Origin of the sequence: Solirhodobacter olei, assembly GCF_004010155.1 — a bacterium.
Classification (GTDB): Bacteria; Pseudomonadota; Alphaproteobacteria; order Rhodobacterales; family Rhodobacteraceae; genus Solirhodobacter; species Solirhodobacter olei.
Genome location: NZ_RRYH01000003.1, coordinates 121,152 through 144,212, shown reverse-complemented (window position 1 = coordinate 144,212; position 23,061 = coordinate 121,152). Strand labels below are relative to the sequence as shown.

At 68.0% G+C, this 23,061-nt stretch carries 22 protein-coding genes; 10 read left to right on the top strand and 12 right to left on the bottom strand.

The window, feature by feature from the left end:
• Positions 1 to 139: 139 nt before the first annotated feature.
• The 6 genes from EIP85_RS02925 (at position 140) to EIP85_RS02900 (ending at position 6,796) form a co-directional block, all read left to right on the top strand.
• A complete protein-coding gene (locus tag EIP85_RS02925) occupies positions 140 to 562 on the top strand; it encodes a DUF2267 domain-containing protein (RefSeq protein ID WP_127900654.1) in 423 nt (140 codons plus the stop codon).
• 95 nt (positions 563 to 657) lie between these two features.
• Positions 658 to 2,052 carry an L-serine ammonia-lyase gene (locus tag EIP85_RS02920; RefSeq protein ID WP_127900653.1) on the top strand — a complete coding sequence of 465 codons (1,395 nt, stop codon included), beginning with the start codon at positions 658 to 660 and terminating at the stop codon, positions 2,050 to 2,052.
• Positions 2,053 to 2,294: 242 nt separating this feature from the next.
• Positions 2,295 to 2,663, top strand: a complete 369-nt coding sequence (locus tag EIP85_RS02915; protein WP_127900652.1) for a response regulator transcription factor — start codon at positions 2,295 to 2,297, stop codon at positions 2,661 to 2,663.
• The gene (locus EIP85_RS02910) at positions 2,663 to 2,923 is read left to right on the top strand and encodes a hypothetical protein (protein WP_127900651.1); all 261 of its coding nucleotides are present in this window, start codon (positions 2,663 to 2,665) and stop codon (positions 2,921 to 2,923) included. Before EIP85_RS02915 ends, EIP85_RS02910 begins: the two co-directional genes overlap by 1 nt.
• Positions 2,923 to 5,607, top strand: a complete 2,685-nt coding sequence (locus EIP85_RS02905) for a sensor histidine kinase (protein WP_127900855.1) — start codon at positions 2,923 to 2,925, stop codon at positions 5,605 to 5,607. Before EIP85_RS02910 ends, EIP85_RS02905 begins: the two co-directional genes overlap by 1 nt.
• Before the next feature lie 91 nt (positions 5,608 to 5,698).
• On the top strand, positions 5,699 to 6,796 hold the full coding sequence (locus EIP85_RS02900; RefSeq protein WP_127900650.1) for a FliM/FliN family flagellar motor switch protein: 1,098 nt from the start codon (positions 5,699 to 5,701) through the stop codon (positions 6,794 to 6,796).
• A 6-nt stretch (positions 6,797 to 6,802) separates the two neighbouring features.
• Here the strand turns inward: EIP85_RS02900 and EIP85_RS02895 are convergent, their stop codons facing one another.
• The 7 genes from EIP85_RS02895 to EIP85_RS02865 all read right to left on the bottom strand — a co-directional run bounded on the left by EIP85_RS02895 (position 6,803) and on the right by EIP85_RS02865 (position 14,774).
• Positions 6,803 to 8,086, bottom strand: a complete 1,284-nt coding sequence (locus tag EIP85_RS02895; RefSeq protein ID WP_127900649.1) for a short-chain fatty acyl-CoA regulator family protein — start codon at positions 8,084 to 8,086, stop codon at positions 6,803 to 6,805.
• A gap of 167 nt (positions 8,087 to 8,253) precedes the next feature.
• Entirely contained in the window at positions 8,254 to 9,246 is a 993-nt protein-coding gene (locus tag EIP85_RS02890) for an ABC transporter substrate-binding protein (RefSeq protein ID WP_127900648.1), read from the bottom strand.
• Between the two features lie 49 nt (positions 9,247 to 9,295).
• Positions 9,296 to 10,141: an ABC transporter permease gene (locus EIP85_RS02885; RefSeq protein WP_127900647.1), complete on the bottom strand. Its 846-nt coding sequence runs from the start codon at positions 10,139 to 10,141 to the stop codon at positions 9,296 to 9,298.
• Complete coding sequence (locus EIP85_RS02880) at positions 10,138 to 11,001, bottom strand: ABC transporter permease (RefSeq protein ID WP_127900646.1); 864 nt, start codon at positions 10,999 to 11,001, stop codon at positions 10,138 to 10,140. Before EIP85_RS02880 ends, EIP85_RS02885 begins: the two co-directional genes overlap by 4 nt.
• A 105-nt stretch (positions 11,002 to 11,106) precedes the next feature.
• Positions 11,107 to 11,928: an ABC transporter ATP-binding protein gene (locus EIP85_RS02875; protein WP_127900645.1), complete on the bottom strand. Its 822-nt coding sequence runs from the start codon at positions 11,926 to 11,928 to the stop codon at positions 11,107 to 11,109.
• Positions 11,929 to 11,983: 55 nt separating this feature from the next.
• Positions 11,984 to 13,435, bottom strand: coding sequence for a dihydropyrimidinase (gene hydA, locus EIP85_RS02870; protein ID WP_127900644.1), 1,452 nt, complete (start codon positions 13,433 to 13,435; stop codon positions 11,984 to 11,986).
• A gap of 88 nt (positions 13,436 to 13,523) precedes the next feature.
• Positions 13,524 to 14,774: a Zn-dependent hydrolase gene (locus EIP85_RS02865; RefSeq protein WP_127900643.1), complete on the bottom strand. Its 1,251-nt coding sequence runs from the start codon at positions 14,772 to 14,774 to the stop codon at positions 13,524 to 13,526.
• Between the two features lie 141 nt (positions 14,775 to 14,915).
• Between EIP85_RS02865 and EIP85_RS02860 the strand changes: the two genes are divergently transcribed.
• Positions 14,916 to 15,548: a TetR/AcrR family transcriptional regulator gene (locus EIP85_RS02860; protein WP_127900642.1), complete on the top strand. Its 633-nt coding sequence runs from the start codon at positions 14,916 to 14,918 to the stop codon at positions 15,546 to 15,548.
• Between the two features lie 63 nt (positions 15,549 to 15,611).
• Here EIP85_RS02860 and EIP85_RS02855 read toward each other — a convergent pair whose 3' ends face one another.
• The 3 genes from EIP85_RS02855 to aptA all read right to left on the bottom strand — a co-directional run bounded on the left by EIP85_RS02855 (position 15,612) and on the right by aptA (position 17,681).
• Positions 15,612 to 15,914, bottom strand: a complete 303-nt coding sequence (locus EIP85_RS02855; RefSeq protein ID WP_127900641.1) for a hypothetical protein — start codon at positions 15,912 to 15,914, stop codon at positions 15,612 to 15,614.
• A gap of 149 nt (positions 15,915 to 16,063) precedes the next feature.
• Positions 16,064 to 16,348 carry a cupin domain-containing protein gene (locus tag EIP85_RS02850; protein ID WP_127900640.1) on the bottom strand — a complete coding sequence of 95 codons (285 nt, stop codon included), beginning with the start codon at positions 16,346 to 16,348 and terminating at the stop codon, positions 16,064 to 16,066.
• A gap of 4 nt (positions 16,349 to 16,352) precedes the next feature.
• Positions 16,353 to 17,681, bottom strand: coding sequence for an omega-aminotransferase AptA (aptA, locus tag EIP85_RS02845; protein WP_127900639.1), 1,329 nt, complete (start codon positions 17,679 to 17,681; stop codon positions 16,353 to 16,355).
• A 163-nt stretch (positions 17,682 to 17,844) separates the two neighbouring features.
• Between aptA and EIP85_RS02840 the strand changes: the two genes are divergently transcribed.
• The 3 genes from EIP85_RS02840 (at position 17,845) to EIP85_RS02830 (ending at position 20,315) form a co-directional block, all read left to right on the top strand.
• Positions 17,845 to 18,477: a TetR family transcriptional regulator C-terminal domain-containing protein gene (locus EIP85_RS02840; RefSeq protein WP_127900638.1), complete on the top strand. Its 633-nt coding sequence runs from the start codon at positions 17,845 to 17,847 to the stop codon at positions 18,475 to 18,477.
• A 70-nt stretch (positions 18,478 to 18,547) separates the two neighbouring features.
• Entirely contained in the window at positions 18,548 to 19,150 is a 603-nt protein-coding gene (locus EIP85_RS02835) for a hypothetical protein (RefSeq protein ID WP_127900637.1), read from the top strand.
• 262 nt (positions 19,151 to 19,412) lie between these two features.
• Complete coding sequence (locus EIP85_RS02830; RefSeq protein WP_127900636.1) at positions 19,413 to 20,315, top strand: glycoside hydrolase family 75 protein; 903 nt, start codon at positions 19,413 to 19,415, stop codon at positions 20,313 to 20,315.
• 1 nt (position 20,316) lies between these two features.
• Here EIP85_RS02830 and preA read toward each other — a convergent pair whose 3' ends face one another.
• Together preA and EIP85_RS02820 are read right to left on the bottom strand one after the other, a co-directional pair.
• The gene (gene preA, locus EIP85_RS02825) at positions 20,317 to 21,615 is read right to left on the bottom strand and encodes an NAD-dependent dihydropyrimidine dehydrogenase subunit PreA (RefSeq protein ID WP_127900635.1); all 1,299 of its coding nucleotides are present in this window, start codon (positions 21,613 to 21,615) and stop codon (positions 20,317 to 20,319) included.
• 11 nt (positions 21,616 to 21,626) lie between these two features.
• Positions 21,627 to 22,961: an NAD(P)-dependent oxidoreductase gene (locus EIP85_RS02820; protein ID WP_127900634.1), complete on the bottom strand. Its 1,335-nt coding sequence runs from the start codon at positions 22,959 to 22,961 to the stop codon at positions 21,627 to 21,629.
• Positions 22,962 to 23,061 lie beyond the last annotated feature (100 nt).

Here is a 23,061-nt window from a genome sequence, read left to right as displayed (position 1 = left end):
CCTGCGAAAGCGGGGACCTCCACCCTTCCCGACCACCCCATCGTTACCCCCGCCGGGAACAGCGGCCCGCTGGGCCGCCGGGCAGCGCTTGGCCTCGCGGCAGCGGCCTGTCATCCTGCCTGAGAAGGGAGGCCGCGCCATGCCCATGCCCTACACCTACCGCCATGCCACCGAGGAATTTCGCGCCTATATCGCCGACGCCAAGGACCGGCTCGACACCCCTTCCGACAATGTCGCCTATACCGCCACGGATGCCGTCTTCCAGACTTTCCGCCGCCGCCTCGCCGTCCAGGACGCGCTACGCTTCGCCGATGTCCTGCCCTGCGTCCTGCGCGCCGTGTTCCTCTGGCGCTGGAAGATCGCCGATCCGGTAGCCTTCGCCTCCCGCGATGAACTCACGGCCGAGGCGCTCGCCATTCGCGCGCATCACAACTTCGCCCCGCCGACGCTCATCGGCGATGTCGCCTGGGCGCTGCGCCGCCATGTCGACACGACGGAGTTCACGCGAACACTCGCGCAGCTCGGCCCGGAGGCGCAGGCGTTCTGGGCGCCCGGCGAGTGATCCCACCGCGCTTTCCGCTCCAAAGCGTCGCTTTCGCTCTCGCGAATCCGCCCCGCCCGACGCACTCTCCCCCCGACCTTGCGCGAGCGCTCCCCATGTTCCTCTCCGTCTTCGACGTCTTCAAGATCGGCATCGGCCCGTCCTCGTCCCACACCATGGGCCCGATGGTCGCCGCCGCGCGCTTCCTCGAGATGCTGCGCCAGAGCCCGTTTCACCCGAAGGGCCTGAAAGCCTCGCTCCACGGTTCGCTCGCCTTCACCGGTGTCGGCCATGCCACCGACCGGGCGACGATCCTCGGCCTCGCCGGCTTCGCGCCCGAAAGCTATGACGCCACCAAGGCCGAGGCCGCGCTGGCCGCCATCCGCGCCGAGAAGACCGTGACGCCCCCGGGCCTGCCGCCGCTGGCCTTCGACCCGGCGACCGACCTGTCCTTCGACTACGGCCCGGCCCTGCCCGGCCATGCCAACGGCATGATCCTCGCCGCCACGGACGCCCAGGGCGACGTCATCCTGCAGGAGACCTTCTATTCCATTGGCGGCGGCTTCGTGCTGACCGCCGCCGAGCAGGAGGCCGCCCGCGCGATCACCGACGACCCCAAGAAGGCCACCGCCCGCTCGCCCGTCCCCTACCCGTTCCAGACCGCAGCCGAGATGCTGGAGATGGCGGCCACCTCCGGCCTCACCATCGCCCAGATGAAGCGCGCCAACGAGCGCAAGTACCGCAGCGATGCCGAGATCGACGCCGGCCTCGCCCGGCTCTGGGAGGTCATGGGCGCCTGCATCGACCGCGGCCTTGCCACCTCCGGCACGCTGCCGGGCGGGCTGAACGTCCGCCGCCGCGCCGCTGCGATCCATGCGGCGCTGGAGGCCGAGCGCGGACTGAACATCACCGCGCCCCACACGATCAACGACTGGATGTCCTGCTACGCCATGGCGGTGAACGAAGAGAACGCCGCCGGCGGCCAAGTCGTGACCGCCCCTACCAATGGCGCGGCGGGCGTTGTGCCGGCGGTGATCCGCTACTGGCTCGATCACGTGCCCGGCGCCGTCCCCTCGAAGATCGGGGACTTCCTGCTGACCGCAGCGGCGATCGGCGGGCTGGCCAAGCACAACGCCTCCATCTCGGGCGCCGAATGCGGCTGCCAGGCAGAGGTCGGCTCCGCCTCAGCGATGGGCGCGGCGGGGCTCGCTGCGGTTCTGGGCGGTACGCCCGAGCAGGTGGAGAACGCTGCCGAGATCGCGCTGGAGCATCACCTCGGCATGACCTGCGACCCGGTCAAGGGGCTGGTGCAGGTCCCCTGCATCGAGAGGAACGGGCTTGGCGCGATCAAGGCCGTCTCCGCCGCTTCGCTCGCGCTCCGGGGCGACGGCAAGCACCTCGTCAGCCTCGACGCCTGCATCGAGACCATGCGCCAGACCGGCCAGGACATGCACGAGAAATACAAGGAAACGAGCCTCGGCGGCCTCGCCGTGAACGTCCCGAACTGCTGAGGGCTTAGTCAACCCCGGCCCGAAACAGCGGCACGCAGTGCCGCCGGGCTGGCGCCCCCGCGGACGGGCCCTGCCCCTCCTCTCCTCGCAAACCCCGCGTAGGGTGCGCAATTTTTGCGCACCGTTCACAGCCCCCGCACCCGAACCCGAACGCACCCAAACGTGACCAGTCTTTGACAGCCCTCCGCTTTGTGGGCACAGTCTTCCAAATCCTGTCCGACCGCCACGGGGAGGGGCACCGGATGGCCAAACACGTCCTGCTCGTCGAAGACGAGCCGAACATCGCCGAGGCGATGCGTTATATCCTTGCGCGCGACGGCTGGCGCGTAAGCACCCATACCGACGGCACGGACGCGGCGCAGGTGATCCGCGCCTCCGCCCCCGACGTGGTGGTGCTCGACGTCATGCTGCCCGGCCGCTCCGGCTACGACATCCTGCAGGAGCTCCGCGCCGGAGAGACGACGCGCCGCCTTCCCGTCCTCATGCTCACCGCCCGCAGCCAGGCCCGCGACCGCGAACTGGCCGAACGCTACGGCGCGAGCGATTTCCTGACCAAGCCGTTCTCCAACACCGAGGTACTCGCCTCGGTCCGGGCGCTCGCGGGGCTCTGATGCCGCAGGGCCGGCCCCTGTTCCTGGCGCGGCAAAGCTACCGGCTGCGTCGTCTGATGGATGCGGCCCGGCTGCTGCCGGTGCTCGGCCTCTTCCTGTTTCTGGTCCCGGTCCTCTGGGGTCCGCCCTCCAGCCATTCGACCGTCACCGACGGGATCTACCTCTTCTTCGTCTGGCTGGTCCTGATCGTCTGCGCGTTCCTGCTGTCCCGCGCGCTCGGTCCCGCGACCGAAACGCCAGAGGAGGACGAGGAAAAGTGATCCCCTTCCGCCTCCTGGTTCTCGCCTGCCTGATCTACGTGGGGTTCCTCTTCCTCGTGGCCTTCCTGGTCGAGCGCCGCGCCCGCCGCCGCGGCATCGCCTGGCTGCGCTCGCCGCTGGTCTACACGCTCTCGCTCTCGATCTACTGCACCGCCTGGACCTTCTACGGCGCGGTCGGCTACGCCGCGCGCTCGGGGCTGGAATTCGTGACGATCTACCTCGGCCCCACGCTGGCCTTCGTCGGCTGGTGGTGGATGCTCAGAAAGCTCGTCCGCATCGGCAAACGCGAACGGATCACCTCGATCGCCGACCTGATCTCCTCGCGCTACGGCAAGTCGAACCTGGTGGGGGTGATCGTCACGCTCCTAGCCGTGGTCTCGGCCACCCCCTATATCGCGCTGCAGCTGCAATCGGTGACGCTGTCGTTCGGCGCCTTCGCCGCGGGCCCGCCGCAAAGCTGGGCGCTGCTTCGGCCGGGCGCCACCGCGCTCTGGGTCGCGGTGGGGCTGACGATCTTCACCGTGCTCTTCGGCACCCGCAACCTCGACGCCAACGAACAGCACCAGGGCGTCGTCACGGCCATTGCGGTGGAAGCGGTGGTGAAGCTCCTCGCGCTGCTCGCCGTCGGCATCTTCGTCGTCTGGTTCGTGGCAGACGGGCCCTCGGACATCCTCGCCCGTATCGACGCCTCGCGCATGGCCCGGTGGCAGGTGACCCCGAGCCGCTGGATCGGCCTGACCTTCCTCGCCGGCGCCGCGGTCTTCGTGCTGCCCCGGATGTTCCAGGTCATCGTGGTCGAGAGTTTCCACGAGCGCCAGCTCGCCACCGCCTCCTGGGCCTTCCCGCTCTACCTCTTCGCGATGAGCCTCTTCGTCGTCCCGATCGCCGTGGTCGGGCTGGAGGTGCTGCCGAAGGGCGCGAACCCCGACCTTTTCGTGCTGACCGTGCCGCAGGCGATGCACCAGGGTGCGCTGGCCATGTTCGCCTTCCTCGGCGGATTCTCCAGTGCCACCTCCATGGTCATCGTCGCCGCCATCGCGCTCTCGACGATGGTCTCCAACCACATCGTCATGCCGCTCTGGCTGAAGATCGCGCCGCGCCGGGCGACGCTCGCCGGCGACGTCCGGCGCATCGTGCTGATCTCGCGCCGACTCTCCATCGCCGCCGTCCTCGCCCTCGGCTACACCTATTTCCGCCTCACGGGCGGGGGAGAGGCGCTGGCCGCCATCGGCCTGATTTCCTTCGCCGGCGCCGCCCAGGTGCTGCCCGCCATGATCGGCGGCCTGTTCTGGCGCGGCGCCACCCGCACCGGGGCGGCGGCGGGGCTGCTGATCGGCTTCACCGTCTGGCTCTACACCCTCTTCCTGCCCAGCTTCGGCGGCGACAGCCTGCTGTCGCCCGGGATCCTCGCCCATGGCCCCTGGGGGATCGCCTGGCTTCGCCCCCACGCGCTCTTCGGCGTCACGGAGCTCGACCCGCTGATCCACGCGATCTTCTGGTCGCTGACGCTCAACACGCTCGCCTTCTGCGCCCTCTCGCTCGCCACCTTCCCGACCCCGGTCGAGCGCCTTCAGGGCGCGCAATTCGTCAACGCCTTCGACCGCGCGCCCGGCACGCAAAGCTGGCCGCGCGGCCTTGCCGGGGCAGAGGACCTCCTCGTCATGTCCCAGCGCATCCTCGGGGGGGAGGCCGCCCAGGCCTTCTTCGCCCGCGAGGCCGCGACCCAGGGGATGGAGGGCTTCCTGCCTGACACGACGCCCGGCTTCATCGACCGGCTGGAACGGCTTCTCTCCGGCTCCGTCGGCGCCGCCGCGGCCCACGCCATGATCCGCCAGATCGCCGGCGGCACGGCGGTCTCGGTCGAGGACCTGATGGCCGTCGCCAACGAGACCGCCCAGATAATGGAGCATTCGAGCCAGCTCGAGACCAAGTCCGAAGAGCTTGCCCGCACCGCCCGCCAGCTGCGCGAGGCCAATGCCAAGCTCACCCAGCTCTCGCTGCAGAAGGACGCCTTCCTCGGCCAGATCAGCCACGAACTCCGCACCCCCATGACCTCGATCCGCGCCTTCTCCGAGATCCTGATGGAGGGCCAGCTCCCCCCGCAAGAGGCGCTCCGCTACGCCGGCATCATCCATGACGAGACGATCCGCCTCACCCGCCTTCTCGACGACCTCCTCGATCTCAGCGTGCTGGAGAACGGACAGGTGAAGCTGACCCGGTCGGAGGTGAGCTTGCGCGCCCTGATCGACCGCGCCCTCTCCGCCGCCTCCCCGGCAGGGCTCGCGGTCGAGCGCGACGAGGGCGCCGAGGCCGTGAGCCTCAACACCGATGCCGACCGGCTGGCGCAGGTCTTCATCAACCTCATCAGCAATGCAGGGAAATATTGCGACGCCGCCGCGCCCCGCCTGCGCATCGCCGTGCGGGAGCGCGCGGGCCGGGTCGAGGTCGATTTCATCGACAACGGCTCCGGCATCCCGAAAGAGGCGCAGGCGCTGATCTTCGAGAAATTCGCCCGCCTCGGCGATCAGAGCCATGCCGGCGGGGCCGGCCTCGGCCTCGCCATCTGCCGCGAGATCATGGCCAATCTCGGCGGCACCGTGGCCTATCTGCCGGGCCAGGGCGGCGGGGCCTTCCGCGTCAGCTTCCCGCGCCAGCTGACCCGGCTCGCGGGCCAGGTCGCCTGACCGCCCCGCCGGGCGTCAACCCAATTTCAACGTTGATCCGGCAGACCGGGGGGACCGGTCCCACATTCCGGGCCGGCGGCCGGAGGCATTGGTGCAGTCGGAATCGGTACTCAGACGCAAGCTAGGCGGTGGCCGGGCGGCAGAGGCGGGCGAAGGGCTCGAGAAGGCCTTCCGCCTTGCCCTCGCGCGCGCGGCGCAGGCCACACCCGCCTTCCGGATCGACATCGCCCGGGTGACGGAGGCGCCCCGCTCGCTGCCCGAGGTGCTGGAGCTTCTGCCCGAGCGCGCGCTTCTGGCGATGCTGGAAGGGCCGGGCGAGGCGCTCGGCCTCGTCGCGCTCGACCCCGCCTTCCTCTCCGCGCTGATCGAGGCGATGACGACCGGCCGCATCGGCCCCGTGGCCCCCGCCCCGCGCAAGCCCACCCGCACCGACGCCGCCATGGCCGCCGAACTGGTCGAGGCCACGATGCGCGAATTCGAGGCCGAGCTCGCCGAGACGGCGGACTTCGCCTGGGCCAGCGGCTTCCGCTACGCCTCCTTCCTCGAGGATCGCCGCCCCCTCGCCCTCCTGCTGGAGGATGCACCCCACCGTGTGCTGCAGGCCGAGGTTCAGATGGGACCGGAGCGCTCCGGCACCTTGCTCGCCGCTCTCCCCGCCCAGCCCCATCACAGCCGCGGCGCGAAATCTCCGCCCCCGCCCCAGGCACGCCCCAGGACGGTCGAGGCCGTGGCGCTTCTGGCGGAGGCGGAGCTGACCGCCGTGCTCGACCGGATCGCGCTGCCGATCTCCGCCGTGCTCGCGCTGAAGCCGGGCGATATGCTGCCACTTCCCAACGCCGCCATCGACGCCATCGCCATAGAGGGTGCCGACGGCATCCGCCGGGGCGAGGGCAAGCTTGGCCAGAACCGCGGCAACCGCGCCGTGCGCCTCGGCGCCCACGCCATCCAGCAGGCCGGGCCGGGCGAGGCTGCCGCCCCGCCGCCTGCCTTCTCCGCCGATCCCCTTCCCCTCGCCGGGGCGGCGCAGGCGGAGGAGCAGGAGGAGGAGACGGCAGAGGCCGAAGAGACGCCCCAATTCGCCTTGGCGATGAACATGGACCTGGGCGCGGAGGAAGGGGAAGAGGCCGAGGGAGACCTGGAAGCAGAGCCCCTGCCAATGGCGATCAACCCCATCGCGATGACCGGCTGAACGCGCTCAGACCGCCTCGGCCAGGATCGAGGGTTCCCGCCTTGCCGGGCAGGCCTCGCGCGGGCAGATCCGGCAGGTGGCGCCCACCGCCTCCGCCGCGCCCGGCCCGTCGTCAGGCACGATCAGCATCACCGCCTCGCTCACCTGCGGCGCGTCGAACCCCGCCGGTCCCCGCGGCCGGCAGATCGCATAGGCGAGGAAGCGCCTTGCCTGTCGCCCGGCCATCTCCAGCCGCGCCCTCAGCGGGATCATCGGCCGCCCAAGCGCCTGGTAAAGCGGCCAGAGCGGGCAGCCCGCGCCGAAGCGCGGCATGGCAAAGCCCTCGGCCGGCTTGCGGAAGGTGACCGCACCCGAGCCGTCGCAGATGACCAGGCCGGCGCCCAGCTCCGGCAGCGCCGCCATCCGCCGCAACACCATGGCCAGCTCCGCGCCCGTCGCCGTCGCCACCGCGCCCGGATCGCCCCCCGCCTGCGCCACCGCCCCCCGGAACGCTGCCAACGGCAGCGCCGCCGCATCCGCCGCGTAGCGCGCCACCGCCACCTCGGCGAGCTTTCGTGCCGCGCCCGCGCCAAAACCCTCTGCCACCAGCCGCGCCCCGGCCGGGGCACCCCCGGCCTCCACCGCCTCCAGGTGATAGGCCTGCGCCGCGAACCAGGCCTCGACCTCCTCGCGCGGCGAGGCGACCGCCGTCTCCTGCCCGGCGGGCCCGTCGAGATAGGCCACCAGCGCCTCGGCCCCCCGCGCCAGCCGGTCGGCATCGGCGCCGAGATTGGCCTGGAACCGCGCCTGCCATTCCGGCTCCAGATCCTCCGTCTCCGCCAGGATCGCCGCCGCCGAGCGCACGCCGGTCAGCGCCGAAAGCACCTCGTGAAGCGAGGCCGACAGATGCGGATCATGCGCCATCCGGTCGCTCAGCGCCGCCACCGTCCGCTCCAGCAGCGCCACACGCCCGTGCCGCGCCGCCAGCAGCGCCGCCCAGCCCGGGAACCGGCCGACGAACTCCTCCACCCGCTCCAGCTCGGGCGCAGGCTCCGCGCCCCCCAGCGCCGCCGCATCCCGCAGCCCGTCGAGAAGCGCCGCCTCCGCCCCCTCGGCAAGCGCCTGCACCTCCACCCCCAGCGCCCGGGCGATCCGCGCCAGCAGATCCTCGCCCACCCGCCGGCGGTTATGCTCGATCAGGTTGAGGTAGGAGGCCGAAACCCCCACCGCGCGCGCCAGATCGGCCTGTTTCATACCGGCCAGCCCGCGCCGCTCGCGGATCCGGCTGCCGGTCAATGCGGAACGTGGCATGGCATCCCTCCGCCGTCAGATTGACAGCAAAACCGCCCCTGCTCAATGCCTTGCCTTTCCCTTTGCACCCCTTCGATTTGTTCTTGGCAAAAGTACTCCCGCCGGGGGCGCAAATGAAAAGGGGCGGTCCGGCCGGACCGCCCCTCGCCATTCGCGGGAAAGCCGCCCTACTTGAGCGCCTTGTCGGTGATTTCATGCGTCCAGGCGCCCTTCGTCGGCTCCTTGGTGATCGCCGGATTGTCCTTCGACACGGCCGACAGCAGCGTCTGCACCGTTTCCTTGTAATCCGCCGGATCGAGCGCGCCGTTCGAGCCCTCGGTGAGCTTGGCCACCTCTTTCATCATGTATTCCTGATGCGAGAGCGTCTGCGCACCCGAGGCATCGTTGTCGATGACGATCTTGGCCGCCTCGGTCGGATGCGCCTCGGCCCATTTCCAGCCCTTCATCGAGGCCCGCACGAAACGCACCATCTTGTTGTCGAAGGCGGCATCCTTCAGCTTCGGCTGCAGGACGTAAAGCCCATCCTCCAGCATCCCGACGCCTTCCTTCAGGTAGTTGAAGGTGACAAGCTCGTCCGGCTTGATCCCGGCGTCGAGCACCTGGCCATACTCGTTATAGGTCATGGCAGAGATGCAGGCCGCCTGGTGCTGCAGCAGCGGGTCGACGTTGAAGGCCTGCTTCAGCACCGTCACGCCCTTCGGCCCGCCATCGGTCGGAATGCCCAGCTTCGCCATCCAGGCGTAGAACGGGTATTCGTTACCGAAGAACCAGACGCCCAGGGTATGGCCCGGGAAGTCCTTGGGCGAGGTGATGCCGGTCGACTTCAGGCAGACCAGCTCGAGGCCCCCATGCTTGAACGGCTGGGCGATGTTGGTCAGCGGCAGCCCGCGTTCGCGCGCCGCCAGCGCCGCCGCCATCCAGTCGACGATCACATCGGCACCGCCGCCCGCGATCACCTGTTCGGGCGCGATGTCCGGCCCGCCCGGCTTGATCGTCACGTCGAGGTTCTCTGCCTTGTAGAACCCCTTGTCCTTGGCGACGTAGTAGCCCGCGAACTGAGCCTGGGTCACCCACTTGAGCTGCAGCGTGACGTGATCCGCCGCCTGCGCTCCACTTGCCATCATCAGGCCTAAGGCCAGGCCCGCCACCATCTTCTTCATCTTCCGACCTCCTGCTGTTCGCCCCATTTCGGGGCCTCTGGTTATTGCTTTATCCCCGTTGCGACGGATGCCAGAAGGTCACCGCCTTCTCGACCATCGCCACGACCCCGTAGAAGGCAGAGCCCGCGAGCGCCGCCACCGTGATCTCCGCCCAGACCATGCCAAGGTCGAGCTTGCCGACCTCGGTCGAAATCCGGAACCCCATGCCCCGGATCGGCGAGCCGAAGAACTCCGCCACGATGGCGCCGATCAGCGCCAGGGTGGTGGCGATCTTCAGCCCGTTGAAGATGAAGGGCATGGCCGCAGGCAGGCGCAGCTTCATCAGGCTCTGGGAATAGCTCGCGCTCCAGGTCGCCATGAGGTCGCGCTGCATCGGATCGGCGGCGCGCAGCCCCTCGACCGTGTTCACCAGCACCGGGAAATAGATCATCGCCACCACGACCGCGGCCTTCGATTGCCAGTCGAAGCCGAACCACATGACAAGGATCGGCGCGATCCCCACGACGGGCAGCGCGGCCACGAAATTTCCCACCGGCAGCAGGCCGCGCTGCAGGAAGGGCGAGCGGTCGATCAGGATGGCCGTCAGGATCGCGGCGGAGCAGCCGATCGCATAGCCGCCGAGCGCACCCTTGAGGAACGTCTGGCGCAGATCCTCCCACAGCGTCGGCAGGTTCGTCGCGATCTTGCCCGCGATGGCCGAGGGCGGCGGCAGGATCACCTCCGGCACATGCAGGCCGCGCACCAGCGCTTCCCAGATGATCAAGACGGAGAGCCCGAAGATCGCCGGGACCAGCAGCCGGACGGCACGCGTCTGCGCCATCGCTGAGCGAGAAAGAACCACGTTCAGCCGCCAGCCGCCGAGCCAGACGAGAAGCGCCGCGACAACCCAGATCATCGCTCCATCCCCATCCGCTTCAGCGTGACGCTCTGCACGCCCCCGATCACCATGACGAGGCCCGCTGCCAGCACCGCCGCCACCACCAGCACCGCCCAGATCTGGATCGTCTGCCCGTAGTAGGAACCGGAGAGAAGCCGCGCCCCGAGGCCCGCCACAGCACCCGTCGGCAACTCTCCCACGATGGTCCCTACCAGTGCCGCCGCCGCCGCCACCTTCAGCGAGGTGAAGAAATACGGCATCGAGGAGGGCATGCGAAGCTTCCAGAAAGTCTGCACCCCGCCTGCATTGTAGGTCTTCAGCAGATCGATCTGCATCGCGTCGGGGCTGCGCAGCCCCTTCACCATGCCGACGACGACCGGGAAGAAGCTGAGATAGGCCGAGATGATCGCCTTCGGGATCAGCCCGGTGATGCCGATGGAATAAAGCACCACGATGATCATCGGCGCGATGGCGACGATCGGGATCGTCTGCGAGGCGATCGCCCAGGGCATCACGCTCATGTCCATCGCCCGGTTGTAGACCATGCCCACGGCCAGCAGGACCCCGGCGGCGGTGCCGAAGACGAAGCCCAGCAGCGTCGCCGACAGCGTGACCCAGCCGTGGTAGACGAGGCTCCGCTTCGAGGTCGGCGAGACCGCGAAGACCCCCTGCCACAGGGCCACCGCCACCTGGTGCGGTGCCGGCAGAACCGGGCGCTTCTGCTCCATGGTCTGAATCACGAGCTCGGAGGTGGTGAGGGTCTTGTGCGCGCGCTGAGCCTGATCCTCGGCCCAGCGCGCGTTCATCAGAACCGCGCCGACATACCAGATCGCGAGGATCGCCACGAGGACGGTCAGGACCGGCCCGAGCGACCTCATGACCCCACCGCCGGGCAGTTTTCCGGGGGCGCGCCGAAGGCGGTCGATGCCGGTGCGAATTCGGTGCGAAAGCGGTGCAAATACGGTATCGGCTGTACGCTGCCTTTACTCTTCATAAGAATGCCCCGCCCTCAACCCCTCGCGCACCCTGTGGGCAACGTCGATGAACGCCTGCGTGTCACGGATCTCCAGCGGCCGTTCCCTCGGCAGCGGGCTCTCGATCACGTCGGTGATCCGGCCCGGGCGCGGGCTCATCACCACGATCCTGGTCGACAGGTAGACCGCCTCGGGGATCGAATGGGTGACGAAGCCGATGGTCTTTCCGGTGCGGCTCCAGAGCTTCAGAAGCTCCTCGTTCAGCCGGTCGCGGACGATCTCGTCCAGGGCGCCGAAGGGTTCGTCCATCAGCAGGATGTCGGCGTCGAAGCCCAGCGCCCGCGCGATCGAGGCGCGCTGCTGCATGCCGCCGGAAAGCTGCCAGGGGAACTTGTTTCCGAACCCGTCGAGGTCGACCAGCTCCAGCACTTTTCGAACACGCTCGTCCTGTTCTGCCTTGGAAAATCCCATGATTTCCAGTGGAAGTTTCACATTTCCAGCAATTGTGCGCCAGGGATAGAGACCGGCCGCCTGGAAGACATAGCCATAGGCCCGCGCCTGCCGCGCGGCATCCGGCGCCATCCCGTTGACGGTAAGCGTGCCCTCCGTCGGCGCCTCCAGCGCCGCGATCGCGCGCAGGAACGTGGTCTTGCCACAGCCCGAAGGGCCGATGAAGCTGACGAAGTCGCCCTTCTCGATCGTCAGGGTGACGTCCTTCAGCGCGTGGACCGGCCCGTCGGCGGTCTGGAAGGTCAGACCGACCCCCGCGGCCTCGACCACCGGCACAGCCGGCAGCGTAGCCCCGCCGCCTGGTGCCTTGTCTTCGCTCATCGCTCCATCCGCCAAAACAGCGTCCTTTCCCCGGATCCGACCGCCATCTCGCCCCTCATACCCCGCTTGCCGGGATACCCGACCGGCTCACCGGCCGGGGCGAGGTCAGCTCCTTCCAGGTGCTCAGCGCCCGGTTGACCGACCCGTTCGGCTTGCGCGCCACGAACTGGCCGTGGCCCTCCTGCGAACTCATCGCTCCTTCGGTCACCGCGATATGGCCGCGGGTCAGCGTGAAACGCGGCAGGCCCGTGACAGTTTTGCCCTCGAACACATTGTAATCGATGGCAGATTGCTGAGCCTTGGCAGAGATCGTCTTGCTGGCCTTCGGATCCCAGACCACCAGGTCCGCGTCCGCGCCGACAAGCACCGCGCCCTTCTTCGGGTAGAGGTTCAGGATCTTGGCGATGTTGGTGGAGGTGACGGCAACGAACTCGTTCATGGTCAGCCGCCCGGTGTTCACCCCGTAGGTCCAGAGCATCGGCATCCGATCCTCCAGCCCCCCCGTCCCGTTCGGGATCTTGGTGAAGTCGCCAACGCCGTAGCGCTTCTGCTCGGTGGTGAAGGCGCAATGGTCCGTCGCCACAACGGAAAGCGACCCCGCCTGCAGCCCGGCCCAGAGACTGTCCTGGTGCTGCTTGTTGCGGAAGGGCGGGCTCATGACGCGGCGGGCGGCGTGGTCCCAGTCCTTGTCGAAATACTCGCTCTCGTCGAGCGTCAGGTGCTGGATCAGCGGCTCTCCCCAGACCCGCTTGCCTTGCTGGCGGGCACGGCGGATCGCCTCGTGGCTTTCCTCGCAGGAGGTGTGGACGACGTAGAGCGGCACGCCCGCCATGTCGGCGATCATGATGGCGCGGTTGGTGGCCTCGCCCTCGACCTGCGGCGGACGGGAATAGGCATGCGCTTCGGGCCCGGTGTTGCCTTCGGCCAGCAGCCGAGCCGAAAGCTCCGCCACCACGTCGCCGTTCTCGGCATGGACCAGCGGGATCGCCCCCAGCTCTGCGCAACGACGGAACGACGCGAAAAGCTCGTCGTCATTCACCATCAGCGCGCCCTTGTAAGCCATGAAATGCTTGAAGGTGGTGATCCCCTGATCGACCACCTTCTGCATCTCGTTGAAGACCTGTTCCCCCCACCAGGTGATCGCCATGTGGTAGGAATAGTCGCAATGCGCCCGGCCGGATTTGTTGTGCCACATCGACAGCGCGTCGAGCAGCCCCTGCCCTGGCGCCGGCAGCGCGAAATCGACGACCATCGTCGTGCCGCCGGCCAACGCCGCCCGCGTGCCGCTTTCGAAATCGTCGGTGGAATAGGTGCCCATGAAGGGCATCTCCAGGTGCGTATGCGGGTCGATCCCGCCCGGCATGACATAGCAGCCTGCCGCGTCGAGGACCTTGTGCCCCGTCAACCCCTCGCCGATCTCGACAATCCTGCCGTCTTCGATCTTCACATCCGCCTTGTAGCTCAGATCGGCCGTGACGACGGTTCCGCCCTTGATGACCGTGCTCATGATGCCTCCCGCTTCACCCGAAGAGCCTCGCCCTTCTTCTGTCCGAAAATATCCTGGGGGGCCGGGGGCAAGCCCACCGGCGCCGGCCTCAGGCCACGATCTCCGCCGTCTCCACGACGGCATGGAACAGCACATCCGTCCCTGCCGTCGCCCAGGCGGGAGAGATCTCCTCCGCCTCGTTATGCGACAGGCCGTCAACGCAGGGGCACATCACCATAACGGTGGGCGCCACACGGTTGATCCAGCAGGCGTCGTGTCCGGCGCCGGAGACGATATCCATGTGCGAATAACCCAGCCGATCGGCCGCGCCGCGCACCACTTTCACCAGCTCGGGGTCGAAGGTGACCGGATCGAAATGGCCGGTCGGTTCGATCTCGATCCCGAGGCCCAGTTCGGCCGCAATCTTGGCCGCGCCCTCCTCCAGCTCTGCCCGCATCGTGGTGAGCTTGGCAAGGTCGGGTGAGCGGAAGTCGATGGTAAAGACCGCGCGGCCCGGGATCACGTTGCGCGAGTTCGGATAGACATTGGCCTGGCCCACCGCGCCCACGGCGTTCGGCTGATGCGCCATTGCAATCTGATGCACGAGCTCCGTGATCCGCGCCATGCCGAGCCCGGCGTTCACCCGCATGTTCATCGGGGTGGAGCCGGTATGCGCGTCCTTCCCGGTCAGCCGCACCTCCAGCCACCAGAGGCCCTGTCCATGGGTGACGACACCGATGTCCTTGCCCTCAGCCTCGAGGATGGGGCCCTGCTCGATATGCAGCTCGAACATTGCGTGCATCTTGCGGTCGCCGACCTTTTCCGAGCCGACCCAGCCGATCCGCTTCAGCTCGTCACCGAAGCTCTTGCCCTCGGCATCCTGACGGCCATAGGCCCAGTCGAGATCGTGCATCCCGGCGAAAACGCCGGAGGCGAGCATCGCGGGCGCGAAGCGGGTGCCCTCTTCGTTGGTCCAATTCGTCACCACGATCGGATGCCTGGTCTTCAGGCCGAGGTCATTCAGCGTGCGGATCACCTCCAGCCCGCCGAGAACGCCAAGGACACCGTCGTATTTCCCGCCCGTCGGCTGGGTGTCGAGGTGGCTGCCCACGTATACCGGCAGGGCATCGGGGTCGGTGCCTTCGCGGCGGGCGAACATGGTGCCCATCTCATCGATGCCCATGCTCAGGCCGGCGGTGTCGCACCAGCTCTGGAAAAGCTTGCGGCCCTCGGCATCGGCATCGGTCAGAGTCTGGCGGTTATTGCCTCCCGCCACGCCGGGGCCGATCTTGGCCATTTCCATCAGGCTGTCCCACAGCCGCTCGCTATTGATGCGCAGGTTCGCGCCGGGCGCGGTCATCGTCGTCTCCCTGTGTGTCTGCCCTCTTTTCGGGGCGTTTGGCCGGATACTTGTCCGACTCCAATCCTGACCGTATGGTCAGGTTGAAGCGCACCATAACCTGACCATCCGGTCAAGGAAAATTGAGGGGGCCCGGCACGCATGACCGCTCAGGATCGCCCGCTCCGCCGCGCAGAGATCCGCCGCGAGCGCGAATCGCTCATTTTGAAGGCGGCGGAAAAAGTCTTTGCCGAGGCGGGCTTTGGCGGCGCCACGATGCAGCTTATCGCGGATATGGCCGGACTGCCGAAGGCCAACCTGCATTATTATTTCGCGACTAAGGAGGATCTTTACCGTCAGGTCGTGCGCAATATTTTCGAGATCTGGCTTCATGCCGCCGACAGCATGGACGGCGCAGCCGGCCCGGCAGAGGGGATCGGTGCCTATATCGACGCCAAGATGGAGATCTCGCGCCGGCATCCCTTCGGCTCCAAGGTCTGGGCGAGCGAGGTGATGCATGGCGCGCCGGTGATCCAGGATTACCTGGAGACGACGCTCCGGGACTGGACCGAGGGGCGGGCCCAGGTGATCCAGCGCTGGATCGATGCCGGACTGATGGCACCGTGCGATCCGAAGCACCTGCTCTACATGCTCTGGGCCACGACGCAGCATTACGCCGATTTTGGCCACCAGATCGAGACGCTGAACGGAGGAAAACCGTTGAGCGACAAGCAGTGGAAGGCGGCCAAGGATGGGGTGAAGGCGATCGTGCTGCGGGGGATCGGCGTGCTCTGAGGGGCGTGATGCCACTGGCTCTAGCGCCCGCGAGCGCAGGGCCGCCCCTGAGTCAGGCGGGGATCAGGCCGACGCCCAGATCTCGCGCCGACTGGCGACGAGGTTTTCCAGGGTCGCTGCAAGCGCCCAGTCCCCCATCTGAACGCCGGCCAGCCGGTGCGTTGACCGCCGCCGCCCGTCCTGATGCGGCAGGTCGACCGTCCAGCGATAGCTTTCGTCCCAGTGGAAACGGACGCGATCGGTCTTGCCAGGAGCGGCCTCGGCGGCTGTTTCCTGCGCTATCTGCGCATCGACAAGGATCGGCTCCCCCCCGGCGAGGGCGGCATTCACGGTCGTGGTCACGGCGGTGTTCTTGGGGCGGGTCATGGCGCGTCTCCTGTCTCGGGGCCGGTCTGGCCGATTGCGTCGTCGCAGGGCAATTGACGGCCCCGAATGGACGCAAGAACGAAAGGATTCGGGCAGAACCGGTTCGTATTCCTAGAATTTTAGGGAATGCGCCATGGCGGCGCCGAGGGCTATTTCAGCTCAACCTCGACGAAGCTCATCGGATCAGGGCCGTCATTGACGACGTTATGTTCTACCCCCTCCGACCGGCGGTAGGAGGTTCCGGCGGGGACGAGCACGCGCCGCGCGCCCCCGCCGGGCTCTTCCAGCAGCATCGGACAGTCGGTGATCGCAGTGATCAAATAGTCCAGGCCGTGCCGGTGCCAGCCCGTCTCCGCCCCCGGCGCGAAGTCGAAGCGGGTCACGCGGACCCGTTCATCGTCAATCATCGGGGTGGCGGTGCAGGCTGGCCGCATCGCTCTAGTCCAGGGACTTCAGCACATCGGCGAGGGTGCCGATCAGCTGGTCGATATGGGCCTTCTCGATGATCAGCGGCGGCGACATGGCGATGATGTCGCCTGTCGTGCGGACCATGATGTTCTTCTCGAAGCCCTTGAGGAAGGCGTTGAAGGCGCGCTTGGTGGGCTCGCCCGCGATCGGCTCCAGCTCCACCGCGCCGATCAGGCCCATGTTGCGGATGTCGATGACATGCGGCAGGCCCTTGAGCGAATGAAGCGCGTCCTCCCAATAGGGCGCAAGGTCGGCCGCGCGCTGGAAGAGGCCCTCTTCCTTGTAGGTCTCCAGCGTCGCGATCCCGGCGGCTGAGGCGACCGGGTTGCCGGAATAGGTGTAGCCGTGGAAGAGCTCGATCATATGCTCGGGCCCGTTCATGAAGGCATCATGCACATCGCCCGTGGTCAGCACCGCGCCCATCGGGATCACCCCGTTGGTCAGGCCCTTGGCGGTGGTCATCATGTCCGGCAGCACGCCGAAATGCTGCGCAGCAAAGGGCGAGCCGAGGCGCCCGAAGCCGGTGATGACCTCGTCGAAGATCAGAAGGATGCCGTGCTTCTTGGTGATCGCCCGGAGCTTTTCCAGATAGCCCTTCGGCGGCAACAGCACGCCAGTCGAGCCGGCCATCGGCTCCACGATCACCGCGGCGATGGTCTCCGCCCCGTGCAGCGCCACGATCCGTTCCAGATCGTCGGCCAGCCATTCGCCCTTCTCGGGCTGGCCACGGGTGAAATCGTTCTGGCCCGGCAGATGGGTGTGGGGCAGATGGTCGACACCGGTCAGCAGCGTGCCGAAATGGCGGCGGTTGTTGACGATCCCGCCGACCGAGATGCCGCCGAAGTTGACGCCGTGATACCCCCGCTCGCGCCCGATCAGCCGGGTCCGCGTGCCCTCGCCGCGGGCGCGGTGATAGGCGATGGCAAGCTTCAGGGCCGTCTCCACCGACTCGGAGCCCGAGTTGGTGTAGAATACGTGCTCGATCCCGTCCGGGGCGATCTCGACGATGCGGTTGGCGAGTTCGAAGGCGATCGGATGGCCCATCTGGAAGGCGGGGGCGTAGTCGAGTTCGGCCACCTGCTTCTGTACCGCCTCGGTGATCTTCGGGCGGCAATGGCCGGCGTTGCAGCACCACAGGCCCGCCGTCCCGTCCAGCACCTGCCGGCCGTCAGCGGTGGTGTAATGCATGTCCTTCGCGGCGACGAGCATTCGCGGCGCCTTCTTGAACTGCCGGTTCGCAGTGAACGGCATCCAGAACGCGTCCAGATCGTTCGGTGCCGGCTTGCGGTCGAGCGCCATGGCCCTTCTCCCCCGTCTTGCACGCCCCGGCCTTCGCGGTCCCGCTGGCGGCGGATGAATGAATGTTTGACCAATTGGTCAGCGGCAGGCTACCAAAGGTCAAAAGGCAGTCAAGGCGAAGCCTGAGCACTTTGCAAGGAAGATCGGCGGGGGGAGACAGGCCATGGCGGCACCGCGGGCGCGCACCCGCATCCAGGCGCGGAATTCCGAGGTGATCCTGGACGCCGCGCTCGATGTCTTTTCCCAATATGGCTTCCGAGGCGCGACGCTCGACCAGATCGCCGAGCGGGCGGGGCTGTCAAAGCCGAACCTGCTTTATTACTTCCCGTCGAAGGAGGCGATGCACGTCACGCTTCTCTCGGGACTGCTGGACACCTGGCTCGATCCCCTACGCGCGCTCGATCCGGAGGGCGAGCCGGTGGAGGAGATCCTCGCCTACGTCCGCCGCAAGCTTGAGATGAGCCGCCTCTACCCGCGGGAAAGCCGGCTTTTCGCCAACGAGATCCTGCAGGGCGCCCCGCGCATCCTCGACATGATCGAGCAGGATCTGAAGGCGCTGGTGGACGAGAAGGCAGCGCTGATCCGTGGCTGGAGCGCCGCCGGGAGGTTGGCGGACATCGATCCCTATCACTTGATGTTCTCGATCTGGGCGACGACCCAGCATTACGCGGACTTCGACATTCAGGTGCATCGCGTCCTCGGGCAGAGCGGCGACGCGCCTTATGACGAGGCGGAGCGGTTTCTGTCCCATCTCTACCGCGCCGCCCTTGCCCCGCCGGGGCCGGGCGCGCGTTAATCGACTGGAAAGGCCCGGGGTCTAGGTTTCTAGACGCAAGGATGTCTGAGCCCTTCCGAAAGGCAGCATCATGGATATCGGGAATCTGTCGCCCGTTACCTCGGTCTGGCCGGTCAGCGCGACCGCGCGAGACGGGGACGTCGGCACCGCCATGACCACCACGGGCCGCCCGGCCGCCGGGACCACTCGGCGCGATGCGCGCGATGGCGTGGGTACCGCTGCGGCCCTGCCCGCCACGGCCGCGCCCATCGCGGCCCCGCTAGCCCCGGCCACGAGCCCCGGCAGCGCCCAGGCCCACCAGCCGGATCTGAACACGCCGACCGGCCCGCCGCCCACCTTCACCACCACCCCACTGGAGCTGGACGCCTATCTCCAGAACCTGCTCGCCCGGCTGAACGCCGAGGGTTACGCCCAGGTCCAGGCGCTTTCGGCCGCGGATCCGGGGGCTTCCGCAGGCCTTTCGGCGGCGCAGGCCTCGGCCACGCACCAGCCGCATGCGGTCGCGCCGGGCGTCGGGACGGAAGCTAAGGGAGCCGGTTCAGGGCCTGCGTGGGGACCGGCCAGCGCCGAGGTGGCGCGCGCGACCGCCGCCCCCGATCTGGCGGCGAACGCCCCGATCCCGGCCCCACATTCGACCACCAGTCCTGACGTGGCGCCGGGCGCGCCGGCCTGATCCGGGGCCTCGCGCTCACCATCGCGTCGGGGCGTGGGCCGTGGCTGGCGGGCCGAGGGCCGGGCCCGCCAGAAGGGCAAGGGCCCGCGCCCTCCCGCTTCACCTAATTCGCCGCGATCCGTGCTACATTGCCGCCCCGCAAGCGTGTTCCTCAGTTGGAAAGGGCCATCCGATGCGCTTTCGTCTTTGGACGCCCTGACTGTTTCCAATCCTGCTTGCCGCCTGCGCCCCGCAACAGAGTTTCGGCCCGTCCGGCGGGTCCATGCCCGCTTCCGCGCCCGCGGGGCAGATCCCGGTCGGCCTGCTCGGACCTGCGAAAGGCGCGCGCTGCGATCTTCCGGTCCGCTTTATCCATGACACGTTCCACGGCCGGCGACAGGTTCTCGCCGGGCCGGGCGTGCTGGCCTTCTCGACCGATTACGCGGTCAACACCGATGGCGCGCCCAATGCCTATGATCCGCGAGACCCCTGGGGCAAGCAGGGCCGCGCCATCAATACCGTCTGCGACGCGGTGAACGCGCGGACAGCCGCGGGAGAGACGGTGGATTACCGTCAATGTTCCCGACTGATCGGCCTCTTCCGCAGGGCGCGGGATGCTGGCTGGTCCCCTGCCGCGCCTCAGATCGATTTCTACGGCGCCGCAACCCCGGCAGACCAGGGCCCCGAAGCGCACCGGCCCTGCCTGCAGACCGCAGGCCCCGATGCCGGTGCCATGGTCTCCACCACCAGCCGCGCGGCCAACCCCGGGCTTGGCCGCTGCGACCAGCGGCGCTACCTGAACGCGCTAAGCCTGCCCTTCATCATCGTCCCCGGCGGATCGCGCCTTGCCGCACGGGGGATGGGGCTCGGCGATCTCGCAGTGGTGGTGAACCCGGCCAACGGGCGGATGGTCTATGCCATGGTCGGTGACACCGGCCCGCAGCGCGGCCTGGGCGAAGGGTCCGTCGCGCTTAACATGGCGCTTCTCGGCCAGACCGCCTTGCCTCGGACCCGGGCTGAGGCTCGCCGGCTCGCCCTGCCCCGCGCCTTCACCTTCGTGATGCCGGGCGCACGGATCTCGCGGCCCTATACGCCGGCCCGGATCGCCGCGGCCGGGGCCGCTGCGCTAGACAAGCTGGGCGGGCCCGCACGGCTGCGGGCCTGCCTGGACGCGGCCGACCGATAGCCTATTCGGCTGCCCGGGCCATCGGGTTGTTCGGATGGGTCGTCCAGTTGGCGTAATCGCCGACCACAGCACCCGTCCGCGGATCGGTCGCGCCCTTGGCCAAGGGTTCCATCGTGATGCAGCCCTCAACCGGACAGACGTCGATACAAAGGTTGCAGGCCACGCATTCGCTGTCGTCGACCTCGAAAACCCGACCCTCCTTCATCAGAATCGCCTGGTGCGAGGTATCCTCGCAAGCCGCATAACACCGCCCGCATTTGATGCAGGATGCCGGATCGATCCGCGCCTTTGTGACGTAGTTGAGGTTCAGGTACTGCCAGTCCGTCACGTTCGGCACCGCCCGGCCGACGAGGTCGGACAGCGCGATGCCCTTATCGTCGAGGTATTCGGAGAGGCCGGAGATCATCTCCTGCACGACCTTGAATCCGTAGGTCATCGCCGCGGTGCAGACCTGCACATTGCCCGCGCCGAGCGCCATGAACTCCGCCGCGTCGCGCCAGGTTGTCACCCCGCCGATGCCCGAGATCGGCAGGCCGCGCGTCGCCTCGCCGCGCGCGATCTCGGAGACCATGGAGAGCGCGATCGGCTTCACCGCAGGTCCGCAATAGCCGCCGTGCGCGCCCTTGCCGTCGATCGACGGCTCGGGCGAGAAGCTGTCGAGGTTTACCGAGGTGATCGAGTTGATCGTGTTGATCAGGCTCACCGCATCGGCACCGCCGCGCTTCGCCGCCTCGGCGGGCTTGCGGATATCGGTGATGTTCGGCGTGAGCTTCACGATGCAGGGCATGCGGGAGTTCTGCTTCACCCAGCGCGTCACCATCTCGATATATTCCGGCACCTGCCCTACGGCCGATCCCATGCCGCGCTCGCTCATCCCGTGCGGGCAGCCGAAGTTCAGCTCGACCCCGTCGGTGCCTGTCTCCTCGACCAGCGGCAGGATCGCCTTCCACGCGGCCTCCTCGCAGGGCACCATGAGCGAGACGACCAGCGCCCGGTCCGGGTAGTCGCGCTTCACCTGCTTGATCTCACGCAGGTTTACCTCGAGGGGCCGATCGGTGATCAGCTCTATGTTGTTGAGGCCAAGAAGGCGGCGGTCCGCGCCCCAGATCGCGCCGTAGCGCGGGCCGTTGACGTTGACGATCGGCGGCCCCGCTTCGCCCAGCGTCTTCCAGACCACACCGCCCCAGCCGGCCTCGTAGGCGCGGCGGACGTTGTATTCCTTGTCGGTCGGCGGCGCGGAGGCCAGCCAGAACGGGTTGGGAGATTTGATCCCGACGAAATTCGAAGAAAGATCGGCCATGTCCGCCTCCTTCAGCCCACCAGGGCCGCATGAATGTCGAGTGCCGCGTCGCGCCCCTGCGCGACCGCGGTCACCGTGAGGTCGTCGCCGCCAAGCGCGCAATCACCGCCCGCCCAGACCCCGGCAACCGAGGTGCGGCCCGCCGCGTCGGTCGCGATCTTCCCGCCCTCGATCTTCAACGCCTCCGGCGCTCCGTCCAGCTTCTGCCCGATAGCCTTGAAGACCTGGTCGGCCTTCAGCCGGAAGGTCTCGGACGAAAGCGTCAGCCCGCCCGGCCCGTCTTCGGTATAGGCGAATTCGACCGATTCGACCGTATCGCCGCCATGGACACGGATCGGCGTGGCATTGGTCAGGATCCGCACCCCCTTGGAGGCCGCCAGCTCACGCTCGTAGCCCGAGGCGCCCATCCGGTCCGCGCCGCGGCGGTAGACGATCGTCACTGTCTCGGCACCGAGCAGCTTCGACTGCACCGCGGCATCGACCGCAGTCATGCCGCCACCGATCACCACCACGTCACGGCCCACCGCGAGCGCGCCGAGGTCGGCCGTCTGGCGCAGATCGGCGATGAAATCGACCGCGTCACGGACCTGTGCCCGCCCCTCGCCCTCGGCGCGAAGCGCATTGACGCCCGCAAGGCCGATGCCGAGGAAGACCGCGTCGAATTCCGCCTTCAGCGCCTCGAGCGTAAGGTCCCGGCCGAGGCGCTTTCCGGTCTCGACCTCTATGCCGCCGATGTGCAGCAGCCAATCGACCTCTGCCTGCGCGAAGCCTTCCACCGCCTTGTAGGCGGCGATGCCGAATTCGTTGAGCCCGCCGGCCTTCGGCCGCCCGTCGAAGAGCACCACATCATGGCCGAGCATGGCGAGGCGATGCGCGCAGGAAAGCCCCGCCGGCCCCGCGCCGACCACGGCGATCCGCTTGCCGGTCGCAGCCGCCCGCGCGAAGGGGTGCCCCCCCTTGGCCATCACCACGTCGGTCGCGAAGCGCTGCAGGCGGCCGATTTCTACCGGCTTTCCCTCGGCCGTCTCGCGGACGCAGACCTCCTCGCAGAGCGTCTCGGTCGGGCAGACGCGGGCGCACATGCCACCAAGGATGTTCTGGGAGAGGATCGTCCGCCCCGCCGCCTCGGCCGTGCCGGTCGCGATCTGCCGGATGAAAAGCGGGATATCGATCGAGGTCGGGCAAGCTACCGTGCAGGGTGCGTCGTAGCAGAAATAGCAGCGGTCCGCGGCGACCTGCGCCTCGTGGCGATCAAGCGGCGGGGCGATGTCTGAAAAATTCTCCGCCAGCGCCGAGGCGGCCAGACGCCCCGGCACCACGCCGGGTGTCAGAGGGGTGTTGGACAAGGTGGAGCTCTCCTGTTGGGACGTTTGTTTTCAGGAAGGCTGCCACAGGTCCATTTTTTTATCAAATGGTAAAGTTTCAAAATCCGACCGCCGGGAGACC

Excerpts from the sequence above, each read along its gene's own strand:
- EIP85_RS02875 (WP_127900645.1), bottom strand. The coding sequence starts at position 11,928 with ATGAGCGAAGACAAGGCACCAGGCGGCGGGGCTACGCTGCCGGCTGTG.
- EIP85_RS02885 (WP_127900647.1), bottom strand. The coding sequence starts at position 10,141 with ATGATCTGGGTTGTCGCGGCGCTTCTCGTCTGGCTCGGCGGCTGGCGG.
- EIP85_RS02895 (WP_127900649.1), bottom strand. The coding sequence starts at position 8,086 with ATGCCACGTTCCGCATTGACCGGCAGCCGGATCCGCGAGCGGCGCGGG.
- EIP85_RS02865 (WP_127900643.1), bottom strand. The coding sequence starts at position 14,774 with ATGACCGCGCCCGGCGCGAACCTGCGCATCAATAGCGAGCGGCTGTGG.
- EIP85_RS02860 (WP_127900642.1), top strand. The coding sequence starts at position 14,916 with ATGACCGCTCAGGATCGCCCGCTCCGCCGCGCAGAGATCCGCCGCGAG.
- EIP85_RS02920 (WP_127900653.1), top strand. The coding sequence starts at position 658 with ATGTTCCTCTCCGTCTTCGACGTCTTCAAGATCGGCATCGGCCCGTCC.
- EIP85_RS02915 (WP_127900652.1), top strand. The coding sequence starts at position 2,295 with ATGGCCAAACACGTCCTGCTCGTCGAAGACGAGCCGAACATCGCCGAG.
- preA (WP_127900635.1), bottom strand. The coding sequence starts at position 21,615 with ATGGCCGATCTTTCTTCGAATTTCGTCGGGATCAAATCTCCCAACCCG.
- EIP85_RS02855 (WP_127900641.1), bottom strand. The coding sequence starts at position 15,914 with ATGACCCGCCCCAAGAACACCGCCGTGACCACGACCGTGAATGCCGCC.
- EIP85_RS02890 (WP_127900648.1), bottom strand. The coding sequence starts at position 9,246 with ATGAAGAAGATGGTGGCGGGCCTGGCCTTAGGCCTGATGATGGCAAGT.
- aptA (WP_127900639.1), bottom strand. The coding sequence starts at position 17,681 with ATGGCGCTCGACCGCAAGCCGGCACCGAACGATCTGGACGCGTTCTGG.
- EIP85_RS02835 (WP_127900637.1), top strand. The coding sequence starts at position 18,548 with ATGGATATCGGGAATCTGTCGCCCGTTACCTCGGTCTGGCCGGTCAGC.
- EIP85_RS02830 (WP_127900636.1), top strand. The coding sequence starts at position 19,413 with ATGCCCGCTTCCGCGCCCGCGGGGCAGATCCCGGTCGGCCTGCTCGGA.
- EIP85_RS02925 (WP_127900654.1), top strand. The coding sequence starts at position 140 with ATGCCCATGCCCTACACCTACCGCCATGCCACCGAGGAATTTCGCGCC.
- EIP85_RS02910 (WP_127900651.1), top strand. The coding sequence starts at position 2,663 with ATGCCGCAGGGCCGGCCCCTGTTCCTGGCGCGGCAAAGCTACCGGCTG.
- hydA (WP_127900644.1), bottom strand. The coding sequence starts at position 13,435 with ATGAGCACGGTCATCAAGGGCGGAACCGTCGTCACGGCCGATCTGAGC.
- EIP85_RS02840 (WP_127900638.1), top strand. The coding sequence starts at position 17,845 with ATGGCGGCACCGCGGGCGCGCACCCGCATCCAGGCGCGGAATTCCGAG.
- EIP85_RS02880 (WP_127900646.1), bottom strand. The coding sequence starts at position 11,001 with ATGAGGTCGCTCGGGCCGGTCCTGACCGTCCTCGTGGCGATCCTCGCG.
- EIP85_RS02850 (WP_127900640.1), bottom strand. The coding sequence starts at position 16,348 with ATGCGGCCAGCCTGCACCGCCACCCCGATGATTGACGATGAACGGGTC.